This is a genomic window from Methylobacillus arboreus (assembly GCF_020532725.1).
GTDB classification, from domain to species: Bacteria; Pseudomonadota; Gammaproteobacteria; order Burkholderiales; family Methylophilaceae; genus Methylobacillus; species Methylobacillus arboreus.
Genome location: NZ_JAJAVC010000003.1, coordinates 646,781 through 659,677 on the forward strand (window position 1 = coordinate 646,781; position 12,897 = coordinate 659,677).

Below are 12,897 nucleotides of genomic sequence, written 5' to 3' on the forward strand. Positions count from 1 at the left end.
AGCTCTAGCTTGGGGAAAGTTTTTCACGTAAAGTTACTTCCAGAATAAAACTCCCTATATATACAATTACAAAGGTAAAGGAGCATTAAAATGAGCGTTAAAGGGCAGATGTTACAAGACCCCTTTCTGAACACGTTGCGCAAGGAGCACGTGCCTGTTTCAATTTATCTCGTCAATGGGATCAAATTGCAGGGTCAGGTAGATTCTTTTGATCAGTATGTCATTCTGCTCAAAAATACCGTTACTCAGATGGTATACAAGCATGCGATTTCCACCATTGTCCCAGGCCGCGCGGTTTCCATTCCTCATGGGCCAGCCGCTACCGCATCTGAAGGTTAATTTTTGCTGAATTTCTGTTTATATGTTTGACCGGCCAGGCGGCGGAGATGCTTCCGTACTGGTGAGCGTGGATTTTGGTGATCCTGGGTATGAGGAAAGCCTGCAGGAGTTGCAGCAGCTTGTGATCAGTGCAGGCATGTCTATCACCGGGACGGTAGAAAGCCGCCGTCCCAAACCCGATCCCAAGTTCTTTGTTGGCAGTGGCAAGGCGGATGAGCTGCTCGCCTCTATGAAAGCCGCCAATGCGCAGGTGGCGGTATTCAATCATGATCTTAGTCCTTCCCAGCAGCGCAATCTTGAGCAACTGCTTGAAGCTCGAGTAGTCGACCGTACCGGGTTGATCCTGGATATTTTTGCCCAGCGGGCACACAGCCATGAGGGTAAGTTGCAGGTGGAACTTGCCCAGCTTGAGCACTTGTCCACCCGTCTTGTACGTGGCTGGACCCATCTTGAGCGGCAAAAGGGCGGTATTGGCGTGCGTGGCGGTCCGGGCGAAACTCAGTTGGAGCTGGACAGGCGCATGTTGCGCATACGCGTCAAGCAATTGCGCGAGAAGCTTGCCAAGCTCAAGCAGCAGCGTGGCATGCAGCGCCGCGCCCGCCGTCGTTCCCAGGTGTTGTCTGTTTCCCTGGTTGGCTATACCAACGCTGGAAAATCCACTTTATTCAACCGGCTTACCCAGTCTGGCGTCTATGCGGCTGACCAGCTGTTTGCAACGCTGGATACGACTTCCCGCAAGCTTTACATACCGGATGGCGGGCCTGTCGTCATGTCGGATACGGTAGGCTTTATCAAGCACCTGCCCCATGCATTGGTGGAGGCGTTTGGCGCTACCCTGGAAGAGGCTGTGCAGGCGGAGTTGTTGTTTCATGTCGTGGATGTTGCCAGCGATAATCGTGACGAGCAGGTTGAGCAAGTGAATCTGGTCCTATCTGAAATCGGCGCGCAGGATGTGCCGCAGGTGCTGGTGTTGAATCAGATTGATCGCGCAGGAATCGCACCGGGTCTTGATCGCGACGAGTATGGTAGAATCTCGAAAGTGCGTATTTCTGCCAAAACAGGTGAAGGGCTTGACCTGTTGCGCCAGGCATTGCTTGAATATCAGCAGGGCTTACAGGAAAAGCTGGCGCAATCCTATCTAAACGCATAATTTTTTGATTTTTTCGGAGTGATGCATGGCTAACGATCCCGGTTGGGGCAATCGTAATAACGATGGTCCGCCCGATTTGGATGAAGTATTCCGCCAATTCAGCCGTAAGCTGAATGGCTTGTTCGGCAAGGGTGGCGGTCCAGGGGCACCTACCCCGGAAGCGAGGGCAATTCCAATATTGCCCGTACTCGGCTTGATCGCTGTCATCTGGTTTGCCACTGGTTTTTACATTGTTGATCAGGGCTCTCGTGGTGTCGTATTGCGTTTTGGCAAGCATGTGGAGACTACTTTGCCAGGACCGCGCTGGCACTTGCCTTATCCGGTCGAGAGCGTGACCGTGGTCAATATGGAGCAGGTTCGTACTATAGAAGTGGGCTACCGTTCTGCTGAAGGCGGCTCTGCGCGTGGGCGCGAGCTCAGGGAATCCCTGATGCTGACTGATGATGAAAACATCATCGACCTGCAATTTGCTGTGCAATACAACCTCAATAATGTAGAAGATACTTTGTTCAATAACCGCTTTGCAGAAGAGTCGGTGCGTGGCATTGCCGAGACTGCCATCCGCGAGATCGTCGGTAAGAGCAAGATGGACTTTGCCTTGTACGAAGGCCGTGAAGAAATTGCTGTGCAGGCAAAACAATTGATGCAGGAAATTCTTGACCGTTATTCCACTGGGGTCAATATCGTCAATGTCACCATGCAGAATGCCCAGCCACCTGAACAGGTGCAGGCTGCATTTGATGATGCGGTGAAGGCCGGGCAGGATCGCGAGCGCCAGAAAAACGAAGGCTATGCCTATGCCAATGACGTGATTCCACGTGCGCACGGTAATGCTTCGCGCTTGCTGGAAGAGGCTGCGGGTTACAAATTGCGTGTCGAGAACGAAGCCAAGGGTAACGCCAGCCGCTTTGAACAGGTGCTTACCCAATATCAACGTGCGCCTGAAGTAACGCGCCAGCGCCTGTATCTGGATGCGCAGGAACAGATCATGTCTAGCGTCAGCAAGGTGGTGGTTGATCAGAAGGGTAACAATAGCCTGCTATACCTGCCACTCGACAAACTGCTGTCTGCCACGGGAGCCAACCCTGCTGCTGCCAGTTCGGTACAGCCTGTGGTTCCCGGCGGCTTGCCGGAGCTAGATCCCAATATCCAGCGTTCACGCGATGCTTTCCGTAGCCGTGACAGGGAGAGCCGATAATGAGAAATCTTGGAACAGTGCTCTTGGGCCTGATCGCAGCCTTGCTGCTGCTTAGCTTGTCTACTTTCACCGTGGACCAGCGCGAGTATGCCTTGGTGTTCCGCCTGGGCGAGATTGTGTCCGTCAAGAAAGAGCCAGGCCTTTACTTCAAGGTGCCGCTGGTTGATAACGTGCGTTATTTTGACAAGCGCATCCTGACCCTGAACTGGGTGGAGCCCGATCGTTTCCTGACCAGTGAAAAGATGAACGTGCTGGTGGATTCCTTCATCAAATGGCGCATTATTGATCCGGCCAAATACTATGTTTCCGTTAAGGGTGACGAGTTACAGGCCGAGCGTCGTTTGTCGCAGACGGTCAATGATGGTTTGCGTGCAGAGTTTGGTAAGCGGACCATTCATGAAGTGGTTTCCGGCGAGCGTAGCCAGATCATGGAAATCCTGCGTCAGCGTGCTGACCGTGACTCACGCCAGATGGGCATTCAGGTGTTGGACGTGCGCCTGCGTCGTGTGGATTTGCCGCAAGAAGTCAGCGAGTCTGTTTATCAGCGGATGGAAGCTGAGCGCAAGCGTGTGGCCAACGAACGGCGTTCGCTCGGTGCGGGCGAGGCTGAGAAGATTCGTGCCGATGCCGACAGGCAGCGCGAGGTGATTATTGCAGAGGCTTTCAGCCAGGCGCAGAAAATCAAGGGTGAGGGTGATGCCATTGCCTCGGAAGTCTATTCCCAGGCATATAGCAAGAATCCCGAGTTCTATGCGTTCTATCGCAGCCTTGACGCTTACCGCAACAGCTTCAAGAGCAAGAGCGACATCATGATACTGGAACCCAATTCGGACTTCTTCAAGTACATGCGTAACTCTGGCCGTTCCAGCAACACTGGCAAATAAACCGGGGCGACCATCTTGAGCTCCACCTTGTTGCTTGCATTTGGCCTCGTGTTAGTGATTGAGGGGGTATTGCCCCTGGTATCGCCGCGGGCCTGGAAGCAGACCTTTCAGCGCATGGTGGAGATGAAAGATGGACAGTTGCGTTTTGTCGGGCTGGCTTCCATGCTGGCAGGCCTGTTGATTGTGCTATTGGTGCACTAGTCCTAAATCTCACAAGAAAATTATGCGTAACTGGTTACTTCCTGAATACATCGAAGATGTACTGCCGGCTGAGGCTGCGCGTGTTGAGCAATTGCGCCGCAACCTGCTAGACCTGTTCAAGGTGCATGGCTATCAGTATGTAATTCCTCCCATGTTGGAATACATGGAGTCCCTGACGACAGGGATAGGCCATGATTTGGATATTGCAACCTTCAAGGTGGTAGATCAACTGACTGGCAAGTTGATGGGAATCAGGGCCGATATTACGCCGCAAACTGCCCGTATCGATGCCCATATGCTGAATAACCAGGGGGTGAGCCGCCTTTGTTATGCTGGCAGCGTATTGCGTACCTCGCCGGATGGGCTGGCACGCAGTCGTGAACCTTTGCATGTTGGAGCAGAGCTTTATGGGCATGCCGGCGTGGAAAGTGATATCGAAATACAGCGGCTGATGGTCAAGGCGCTTCATGCAGTAGGGCTGGGCACTTTATATATTGATATCAGCCATGTTGGCATTTTTGCCAGCCTGCTTGATGGCGCTGATATTGGCGAAGCACAGGAGCAGGAACTGTATGCGGCCCTGCAAAGCAAGGATCAGTTAGCCGTGCGAGAGTTGGGACGCAATTTAAGCCAAGGTACCCTGGCTGCATTATGCAGCCTGACTGAACTGAATGGCGACGCCAATGTGCTGGATGCTGCCGCCAAGCGGTTGCCGAAGACAGCGAAAATCCAGCAGGCACTGAATGACTTGAAGCAAGTGGGAGCCGGCTTGGCGGACCTAGATGTCCAGGTTTGTTTTGACCTGGCTGAATTGCGCGGTTACCACTATCACAGTGGTATTGTCTTTGCTGCGTATGCCCAGGGTTATGCCGGCCCATTGGCAAGAGGCGGACGTTACGATGAAGTAGGTGCCATCTTCGGACGCGCCAGGCCGGCAACGGGTTTCAGTCTCGATCTGCGTGGCGTGGTAAGTTCATTACCTGCTGCAGAGAGTACCGGCGCGATTTTCGCACCGGCAATTGCAGATACTTTCTTGAATGAAGCTATTGAACGCTTGCGCGCCCAGGGGCAGGTCGTGGTTCAGGATTTGCCGGGACAAGAGGCTTATCGTACCGAGTTGGGTTGTGACCGCATCCTGACCAGGAAAAATGGCGAGTGGACTGTGATTGCCGCTCCCGAATTATCAAATTTATCTATTGGATCTATTCATGAGTAAGAACGTCGTCGTTATCGGTACCCAGTGGGGGGATGAGGGTAAAGGTAAGATCGTTGACTGGTTGACCGACCACGCCCAGGGCGTGGTGCGCTTTCAAGGTGGTCACAATGCGGGCCATACCCTGGTGATTGGGCAGGGTGCCTCTCAGCGGGAATACAAACTCAACCTCGTGCCTTCCGGTGTCGTGCGCGAGGGTGTGAAGTGCTACATCGGTAATGGCGTTGTACTCGATGCGAATCATCTTCTGTATGAAATCGATGGGCTGGAAAAAGCCGGGCTTGAGGTAAAAAGCCGTCTCAAGGTCAGCCCGGGCTGCCCTTTGATCCTTGATTATCATGTGCGCCTGGACAAGGCACGCGAGGCTGCGCGCGAGCCCGGCCGCAAGATCGGCACGACAGGCAAGGGCATAGGCCCGACCTATGAGGACAAGGTGGCGCGCCGTGCCTTGCGTGTTTACGATTTATTCTATCCCGAGCGCTTTGCAGAAAAGCTCAGGGAAGTGCTGGATTACCATAACTTTGTGCTGACCAAGTATTTTAATGTCGAAGCGGTGGATTATCAGCGGCAGCTGGATGATGCGTTGTCCAAGGCGCCGTTGCTGCAGCCATTGGTGACCGACATCTCAGCGGCTCTGTATGAAGCTAACAAGGCAGGGCACAATCTCTTGTTTGAAGGCGCGCAAGGTACCTTGCTGGATGTGGATCACGGTACTTACCCTTACGTGACCTCATCCAACTGTATCTCTGGCCAGGCTGCAGCCGGCACAGGCGTTGGCCCCAGCATGCTGCATTATGTGCTGGGCATCACCAAGGCCTATACCACCCGTGTTGGTGGCGGTCCTTTCCCGAGTGAACTGGATATTGAAACCGAGGATTCTCCAGGTTTCCAGATGTCGGACAAAGGGCGTGAAATCGGCACCGTTACCAAGCGCAAGCGCCGCTGTGGCTGGTTCGATGCTGCTGCCTTGCGCCGCTCGGCGCGTATCAACGGCCTGACCGGCTTGTGCATTACCAAGCTGGACGTGCTGGATGGTATCAAGGAACTCAATATCTGCACCGGCTATGAACTCGATGGCAAACCTGCAAACCTGCTGCCAGTGGGCGCGGAGGATGTGGCACGCTGCAAGCCTGTCTATGAAACCCTGCCTGGCTGGGATGAAAGCACGTTCGGCATCAGCCGTTGGGAAGATTTGCCACTTAATGCGCGCAACTACCTGAAGCGTCTAGAAGCATTGTGCGAAGTGCCGGTAGATATTGTTTCCACCGGTCCGGAGCGTGATGAAACCATTGTCTTGCGCCATCCGTTCGGAGCGTAGCGCTGGCGTGAAAACAGTAGAAAAACCAAGGCTGGCCTGGGCGATTACCGGCTCAGGTCATTACCTGCGCGAGTGCCTGGAAATTATTGATGGTCTCGAGGATGTCGATCTGTTCCTGAGTCGCGCCGCTGCGGAAATCCTTCAGCAATATGGCTACAAGCATCAGGTTGCCAAAGTATTTCAGGACAAGACTGCAAGTTCGGTACCCGTGGAATTGTTCTATTATGGTACTTATCATACCGTTGTGATTGCGCCAGCGACTTCCAATACCGTGGCCAAGATAGTGTGCGGTATTTCTGATACGCTGGTGACCAATGCCTATGCGCAAGCTGGAAAATGTGGCGTACCCAGTATTGTATTTGCCTGTGATACAGCTCCAGAAGTTGAGTCGGAAGCGCCTCGGGAAAACATGGTCATGGTCTATCCCCGTCGGGTGGATATTGAGAATATTGAAAAGCTCAAGACTTTTGAAGACACCACGGTGGTCAGCGATATGCAGCAATTGCAGGCAGCTATTCAGGCTAGGCTCGCATGTCTGAGAATCTCCTCTTCCTGACGGGAAAGCTTGCTGAAAAGAGCCTGCATAAAGTGCTGGCAGATATGCAGCCGACTGAATTCAGCTATCGTGTAGCTCAGCTTGGGGTTTCGGTAGCCGCCTTGCTTACCCCGCAATTGATTATGCGCCGCCTGCCTGATGCCGGGGATGCTGACCGCATCATCGTGCCGGGTTTGTGCCGCGGCGATTTGGGCTTGTTGGAAGAAAAATATGGTATACCAGTGGAACGTGGCCCGGATGACCTGAAGGATTTGCCACAGTTTTTTGGCCGGGGAGGCCGTGAACCGGATTTATCCATGTTTGATGTCAAGATTTTTGCCGAGATCGTTGAAGCACCACAACTGACGGTAGAGGGTGTCGTGGCGCGTGCGGAAGAGTTCCGCCGCCAGGGTGCTGATGTGGTTGACCTTGGCTGCCTGCCCAATACTCCCTTTCCCCATCTCAGGGATTCCATAGACGCACTCAAAGAACTGGGATTTAAGGTCAGTGTCGATTCCCTGAATACCGACGATTTGCTATTAGCAGGCCGGGCCGGTGCCGATTATCTGTTGAGCTTGACAGAAAAAACCTTGTGGATTGCTGACGAGGTTGAGTCCACACCTATCCTGATTCCCACGGCACCAACCAATCTGCGGTCGCTTTATCGGGCTATAGAGGGAATGCTCAAACGTGGCAAGCCATTCATTGCCGATGCGATTCTTGACCCGATCCCATTTGGATTTACCGAGTCCATCGTGCGTTATCAGCGCCTGCGCAAGCGGTATCCAGATATCAATATCATGATGGGGGTCGGTAATCTTACCGAGCTTACCGATGCCGATACTACCGGTATCAATGCCATGCTGTTTGGCATTATTACCGAACTTAAGGTGAATGCAGTACTTGCTACCTCGGTGAGTACGCATGCCACTTATGCCGTGGCAGAAGCGGACATTGCGCGCCGCATTATGTATGCAGCGCGCGAGGAGAACCGGTTGCCACGGGATTATAGCAATGGCTTGCTGGGACTTCATGACAAGCGTCCATTTACCTATACCCCGCAAGAGGTGGAAGAACTGGCGGCGCAGATCAAGGACCCCAGCTTCCGTATCATCATCAGCAAAGACGGCATGCATGTATTCAACCGTGATGGCATACATTGCGATACAGATCCGTTCAGGCTGTATCCGCACCTCAATGTGGATAATGATGGATCGCATGCTTTCTACCTCGGCGTGGAGCTGGCCCGCGCGCAAATTGCCTGGCAATTGAAGAAGCGCTACAGCCAGGATGAAGAGCTGGAGTGGGGTTGTGCCACGCCTAATAAAGACCAGGAAGGCAGGGTGGCGCACCGTGATGCTTCACTGAAGGAAAAGCGCGAGAAGCGGGCTGAAAAAGATGATGGGATTACCTGCGGCCCACGCAAGATTGAAACAGATGCCGAGGCTGCTTGCGGGCCCCGAAAGATTGTGAAAGCGCCTGACGCATGATTTATGAAAGTATACTGACCTCACTAAGCCTGGAGGGAAAGCCGCATATTGCCCCGTTTGGTATCAGGGAGCGCAATGGCCTAGTATTGATCGCCCCATTCAAGCCTTCGCAGACCTTGGATAACCTGCTGGCAACCGGCAATGCCGTGCTTAATTTCACTGATGACGTGCGTGTCTTTGCGGGCAGCTTGACTGGGCATGGCGACTGGCCTTTGCGCAAGACAGACAAGGTCAATGGGATGGTATTGGCTTCCGCACTGGCCCACCAGGAGCTGGAGTTGGTTGAGATGAAGGATGACACGGCACGTCCTGAACTCTATTTCCGTATCGTTCATGAAGAAACACATGCGCCATTCCGTGGCTTCAACCGTGCCCAGGCTGCCGTGATCGAGCTGGCGGTACTGGTCAGCCGCTTGCATATGCTGCCTATTGAAAAAATCGAAACCGAGCTGAATTATCTCAAGATCGCGATTGAAAAAACCGCGGGTGAGCGAGAGCTCCAGGCCTGGCAATGGCTGGTCGATAAGATTGAGAATTACAAGGCCGCCATGACGGGAGAGAACCAGGCATGAGCAAGTTGCTGGTCAGTGTGACATCTGCTGAAGAAGCTTTGCTGGCTTTGGCTGGAGGCGCGGATATCATTGATATGAAAAACCCGGCAGAAGGCGCCTTGGGCGCATTGCCTTTGTCAGTTGTGAGCGAGGCGGTGGCTGCCGTTGATGGCAGGCGCATTACTAGTGCGACCACTGGGGATCTGCCCATGCAACCTGAGTTGGTGTGCGATGCTGTGATGCAGATGGCTTCTACTGGGGTTGATATCATCAAGGTCGGTTTTTTCGGCAGCGAGCTGGAGAACACTCACTGCATCACTGCCTTGCAGCCTCTGATCGGCCAGCACAAATTGACGGTAGTTGCAGTATTGATGGCTGATCAGTCACCTGTATTCTCGATCCTGCCATTATTATGCAAGGCTGGCTTCTGGGGGGTCATGCTGGATACGGCTGGCAAGGATGGCCGCAGCTTGCTCTCCCATTTACCGTTGGAAGCCCTGCAAGCGTTTTTGGAAATGGCAAAAGACATGCATACCGGCCTGGCAGGCTCATTAAGAATTGAAAATATAGAAGAATTGATTAAAATGAAACCTTCTTATATAGGCGTGCGGGGCGCAGTGTGTGTAGGGTTTGATCGCATGGCGAAACTTTGCGAAAGCAGGGTGTCTATGCTGAGTGTGGTGTTGTATAATTGCAACAAATCGGTTGAAAGTGCCGATCTGGCTTGATTTCCCCGATTAGACCATTGCGTGACTTTTATGCATTGAGTATAGTCGAGTCGTCCGTTAGTCATCAGGAGTTAAATCGAATGAAAAAGAATCTGATTAGTCTTGCAATTGCAGGCGCATTTGCGTTTGCTGCGTCGGCAGCTAGTGCTGATGATGTTGCTTACAGTGGTGCTTGGTATGCACTACCCGGTATTAATGTTTTGAATGCCGATGACGATGTCAAGGCTGAAAATCAAAGCGTTGGCGGTTTCCTGAAGTTTGGTAAGGAAATCAGTGAGCACTGGGATGTACAAATCGGCTTGAGCCATAACCGTGCCGATGAAAACCGTTCCCAATTCAGCGATGGTAAATACAGGCAGACCCTGTTCGGTGTTGATGCACTGTACTTCTTCAGCCGTGACAAGTTCCGTCCTTTCTTGCTGGCTGGTGTGGGTGCGGCACGTAACAAGATTGATTACACTGAAACCGCTACTGGTGCTGATTGGGGTGGCAAGAAGACTTCCTGGCAAGGTAGCTTAGGCTTTGGTGCACAATACCTCTTCAACGAGTCTTTCGGCTTGCAAGCTGACTTGCGTCAAGTATGGAGCCGTGGTGAAACAGGTGTGGCAGGTGATCGTGACACCAGCACTCTGAGCAACACTTACCTGAATCTTGGTGCAATCTTCCGCTTTGGCGCTCCTAAGCCAGCGCCTGTAGTTGAGCCGACTCCAGAGCCAGTTGTTGCTCCAGAGCCAGCACCTGAACCAGCTCCAGAACCAGCACCGGCTCCAGTTGGCCCAGCAGAGCCAGCTTTTGAGAAGGTTACCTTGTCTTCTGAAGTGCTGTTCGGTTTTGACAAAGACAACCTGAAGGAAGAAGGTAAGGCAGCATTGAATGCTGACGTTGTCGACAAGTTGAAGGCTAACCCAGAAGTTGAGTTGGTGTTGATCACTGGCCATACTGACCGTATCGGTGACGACTCCTACAATCAGAAGCTTTCTGAGCGTCGTGCTGACACTGTTAAGAAATACCTGATTTCTCAAGGTATTGAAGAAAACCGTCTGCATGCAGTTGGCAAGGGTGAAGCTGAGCCTGTTGTCGAGTGCGCTGGCGTACGCGGCAAGGCAGCTATTGAGTGCTTGCAACCTAACCGCCGTGTAGTGGTTGAAATTGAAGTACAACGAGCTGTTGAATAATCAAGCTTGAGTGTTGAAAAAGCCCCGCTATGCGGGGCTTTTTCATATCGTCATTCCATGGATCAGAATTCAGACAATCATCACTTTCCCCCGATATCTACCCTGCATGCATTGGAGGCACGCTGGGTTGTGCCTGTCATTCCCCAGGGAGAGGTTCTTGAGCATCACAGCGTGGTTGTTGAGGGTAGCCGTATTCTTGATATTCTGCCGGTTGAGAATGCTAGAAAACAATATCCGTCTGCGAAGCCTGTAGTGCTGGATGAGCATGTATTGATTCCAGGGCTGATTAATTTGCATACGCATGCCGCCATGAGCCTGATGCGAGGCCTTGCTGATGACCAGCCCTTGATGCGATGGCTGCAGGAGCATATCTGGCCCGCCGAGAAGCGGTTTGTCTCGGAACGATTTGTGCGCCAGGGTACATTGCTTGGATGCGCTGAAATGCTAGCAGGCGGAACAACCTGTTTCAATGATATGTATTTTTTCCCGCAGGCGGTGGCAGATGCTGCCGTACAGGCGGGCATGCGGGCCAATATTGGACTGGTGGTAATGGAATTTGCCACGGGTTATGCGCATGATGCGGACGATTATTTGCATAAAGGCCTGCAAGCGCGTGATAGCTGGCGGGATAACTCTTTGCTCAGTGCCAGTCTGGCACCTCATGCGCCTTATACGGTCGAGAACCGCACATTCGAGAATATCATGACCTATGCTGAGCAGCTAGGTCTCAATATCCATACCCATTTGCACGAAACCCATAGTGAAATTGAAGATAGCCTCAAGCAGTATGGCATGCGGCCTTTACAGCGCCTGGAATCACTGGGGGTACTTGGGCCCAATTTTGTTGCAGCGCATGGTGTTCATTTGACCCAGGCAGAAATGCAGTCTTTGGCTGATTTTGGCTGCCACATCGCCCATTGTCCGGCTTCCAACTTGAAACTTGCCAGCGGTATTGCACCTGTAGATGCATTGCGTAAGACTGGAGTGAATGTTGCCATAGGAACAGATGGCGCTGCCAGCAACAACCGCCAGGACATGTTTGCTGAAATACGGCTGGCTGCCTTGTTGGCCAAGGGGATGACCGGGGATGCGGCTAGCACTCCTGCGGCTGACGTCTTGTCCATGGCGACGATCAATGCAGCGAAAGCCTTGGGGCAGGAAAATGAAATAGGTTCGCTTGAACTTGGCAAATATGCAGACATTGTGGCGGTGAAATTATCTTCCATTGAAGTGCAGCCCTGCTTCGATGTGATTTCTCATTTAATATATGCAGCAGGCCGCGAGCATGTCAGCCATGTATGGGTGGCAGGGGAGTTGAAATATCAGAAACTGGAAGGGCAGGCAGGTGTTTATGCCAACATTGAGCCTGCAGAGTTAAAGGAGATCAGTACAGAATGGCAAACCCAGTTGAGCCAGTATCTAGCATGAATGTAGACCAGGCAGAGTTACAGAAATTTGCCGAACTTGCCCACAAATGGTGGGATAAGAATAGCGAGTTCAAGCCGCTGCACGAAATCAATCCGCTACGCCTCAACTATATAGACGAACATGCCGGCTTGGCTGGCAAAAGGGTGCTGGATGTAGGTTGCGGCGGCGGTATCCTTTCCGAGTCCATGAGTGAGCGCGGGGCTGAGGTTACCGGAATTGACCTGGGTGAAAAGGCGCTCAAGGTAGCGCAGTTGCATCAGTATGAAAGCGGTGCAAAAGTGGATTATCGCCTGATATCCGTCGAGGATTTGGCCAAGGAAGCGCCCGAAAGTTTCGATGTCGTCACTTGTATGGAAATGCTGGAACATGTGCCGGATCCTGCAGCGGTGGTGCGGGCTTGCGCCACGCTGGTGAAGCCTGGCGGCAAGGTGTTTTTTTCCACCATCAATCGCAATCCAAAAGCCTATCTTTTTGCCGTGGTTGGCGCTGAATACGTGCTCAACCTTTTGCCGCGAGGTACCCATGAGTATGAAAAATTCATCAAGCCGTCAGAGTTGGCGGGCTGGGCACGTGCAACAGGGCTGGAAACTATAGGCTCCAAAGGAATGGGTTATAACCCATTGACCAAGCACTACAAACTCAATGATGATGTTTCCGTCAATTACATCCTGCAAACAATCAAGTAAG

Annotated in this window: 14 protein-coding genes; all 14 read left to right on the forward strand. The window is 52.5% G+C overall.

Translation table 11 applies throughout. The annotated features are described in order from the left end of the window. Positions 1-90: 90 nt before the first annotated feature. A complete protein-coding gene (gene hfq / locus LG198_RS03040; protein WP_230341687.1) occupies positions 91-339 on the forward strand; it encodes an RNA chaperone Hfq in 249 nt (82 codons plus the stop codon). Positions 340-361: 22 nt separating this feature from the next. Beyond that, positions 362-1,489, forward strand: coding sequence for a ribosome rescue GTPase HflX (gene hflX / locus LG198_RS03045; RefSeq protein ID WP_230341688.1), 1,128 nt, complete (start codon positions 362-364; stop codon positions 1,487-1,489). A 25-nt stretch (positions 1,490-1,514) separates the two neighbouring features. Further along, on the forward strand, positions 1,515-2,687 hold the full coding sequence (gene hflK, locus LG198_RS03050; protein WP_230341689.1) for an FtsH protease activity modulator HflK: 1,173 nt from the start codon (positions 1,515-1,517) through the stop codon (positions 2,685-2,687). Beyond that, the gene (hflC, locus tag LG198_RS03055; protein WP_230341690.1) at positions 2,687-3,571 is read left to right on the forward strand and encodes a protease modulator HflC; all 885 of its coding nucleotides are present in this window, start codon (positions 2,687-2,689) and stop codon (positions 3,569-3,571) included. Before hflK ends, hflC begins: the two co-directional genes overlap by 1 nt. Before the next feature lie 15 nt (positions 3,572-3,586). Beyond that, a complete protein-coding gene (locus tag LG198_RS03060; RefSeq protein ID WP_230341691.1) occupies positions 3,587-3,772 on the forward strand; it encodes a DUF2065 domain-containing protein in 186 nt (61 codons plus the stop codon). A gap of 22 nt (positions 3,773-3,794) precedes the next feature. Continuing rightward, a complete protein-coding gene (locus LG198_RS03065; protein WP_230341692.1) occupies positions 3,795-4,988 on the forward strand; it encodes an ATP phosphoribosyltransferase regulatory subunit in 1,194 nt (397 codons plus the stop codon). Further along, a complete protein-coding gene (locus tag LG198_RS03070) occupies positions 4,981-6,303 on the forward strand; it encodes an adenylosuccinate synthase (RefSeq protein WP_230341693.1) in 1,323 nt (440 codons plus the stop codon). Before LG198_RS03065 ends, LG198_RS03070 begins: the two co-directional genes overlap by 8 nt. Continuing rightward, on the forward strand, positions 6,266-6,859 hold the full coding sequence (locus tag LG198_RS03075; protein WP_230341694.1) for a flavoprotein: 594 nt from the start codon (positions 6,266-6,268) through the stop codon (positions 6,857-6,859). Before LG198_RS03070 ends, LG198_RS03075 begins: the two co-directional genes overlap by 38 nt. Beyond that, the gene (locus tag LG198_RS03080; protein ID WP_230341695.1) at positions 6,835-8,328 is read left to right on the forward strand and encodes a DUF6513 domain-containing protein; all 1,494 of its coding nucleotides are present in this window, start codon (positions 6,835-6,837) and stop codon (positions 8,326-8,328) included. Before LG198_RS03075 ends, LG198_RS03080 begins: the two co-directional genes overlap by 25 nt. Further along, positions 8,325-8,900 (forward strand): DUF447 domain-containing protein, encoded by a 576-nt coding sequence (locus tag LG198_RS03085; protein WP_230341696.1) that lies wholly within the window; start codon positions 8,325-8,327, stop codon positions 8,898-8,900. The genes LG198_RS03080 and LG198_RS03085 overlap by 4 nt, the downstream gene beginning before the upstream one ends. Continuing rightward, positions 8,897-9,607, forward strand: a complete 711-nt coding sequence (locus LG198_RS03090; protein ID WP_230341697.1) for a (5-formylfuran-3-yl)methyl phosphate synthase — start codon at positions 8,897-8,899, stop codon at positions 9,605-9,607. Before LG198_RS03085 ends, LG198_RS03090 begins: the two co-directional genes overlap by 4 nt. 80 nt (positions 9,608-9,687) lie before the next feature. After that, positions 9,688-10,782, forward strand: coding sequence for an OmpA family protein (locus tag LG198_RS03095; RefSeq protein ID WP_230341698.1), 1,095 nt, complete (start codon positions 9,688-9,690; stop codon positions 10,780-10,782). Positions 10,783-10,839: 57 nt separating this feature from the next. Next, entirely contained in the window at positions 10,840-12,210 is a 1,371-nt protein-coding gene (locus tag LG198_RS03100; protein WP_230341699.1) for a TRZ/ATZ family hydrolase, read from the forward strand. Then, positions 12,177-12,896: a bifunctional 2-polyprenyl-6-hydroxyphenol methylase/3-demethylubiquinol 3-O-methyltransferase UbiG gene (ubiG, locus tag LG198_RS03105; protein ID WP_230341700.1), complete on the forward strand. Its 720-nt coding sequence runs from the start codon at positions 12,177-12,179 to the stop codon at positions 12,894-12,896. The genes LG198_RS03100 and ubiG overlap by 34 nt, the downstream gene beginning before the upstream one ends. Position 12,897: the final 1 nt, after the last annotated feature.

Excerpts from the sequence above, each read along its gene's own strand:
- hfq (WP_230341687.1), top strand. The coding sequence starts at position 91 with ATGAGCGTTAAAGGGCAGATGTTACAAGACCCCTTTCTGAACACGTTG.
- hflX (WP_230341688.1), top strand. The coding sequence starts at position 362 with ATGTTTGACCGGCCAGGCGGCGGAGATGCTTCCGTACTGGTGAGCGTG.
- hflK (WP_230341689.1), top strand. The coding sequence starts at position 1,515 with ATGGCTAACGATCCCGGTTGGGGCAATCGTAATAACGATGGTCCGCCC.
- hflC (WP_230341690.1), top strand. The coding sequence starts at position 2,687 with ATGAGAAATCTTGGAACAGTGCTCTTGGGCCTGATCGCAGCCTTGCTG.
- LG198_RS03065 (WP_230341692.1), top strand. The coding sequence starts at position 3,795 with ATGCGTAACTGGTTACTTCCTGAATACATCGAAGATGTACTGCCGGCT.
- LG198_RS03070 (WP_230341693.1), top strand. The coding sequence starts at position 4,981 with ATGAGTAAGAACGTCGTCGTTATCGGTACCCAGTGGGGGGATGAGGGT.
- LG198_RS03075 (WP_230341694.1), top strand. The coding sequence starts at position 6,266 with ATGAAACCATTGTCTTGCGCCATCCGTTCGGAGCGTAGCGCTGGCGTG.
- LG198_RS03080 (WP_230341695.1), top strand. The coding sequence starts at position 6,835 with ATGTCTGAGAATCTCCTCTTCCTGACGGGAAAGCTTGCTGAAAAGAGC.
- LG198_RS03085 (WP_230341696.1), top strand. The coding sequence starts at position 8,325 with ATGATTTATGAAAGTATACTGACCTCACTAAGCCTGGAGGGAAAGCCG.
- LG198_RS03090 (WP_230341697.1), top strand. The coding sequence starts at position 8,897 with ATGAGCAAGTTGCTGGTCAGTGTGACATCTGCTGAAGAAGCTTTGCTG.
- LG198_RS03095 (WP_230341698.1), top strand. The coding sequence starts at position 9,688 with ATGAAAAAGAATCTGATTAGTCTTGCAATTGCAGGCGCATTTGCGTTT.
- LG198_RS03100 (WP_230341699.1), top strand. The coding sequence starts at position 10,840 with ATGGATCAGAATTCAGACAATCATCACTTTCCCCCGATATCTACCCTG.
- ubiG (WP_230341700.1), top strand. The coding sequence starts at position 12,177 with ATGGCAAACCCAGTTGAGCCAGTATCTAGCATGAATGTAGACCAGGCA.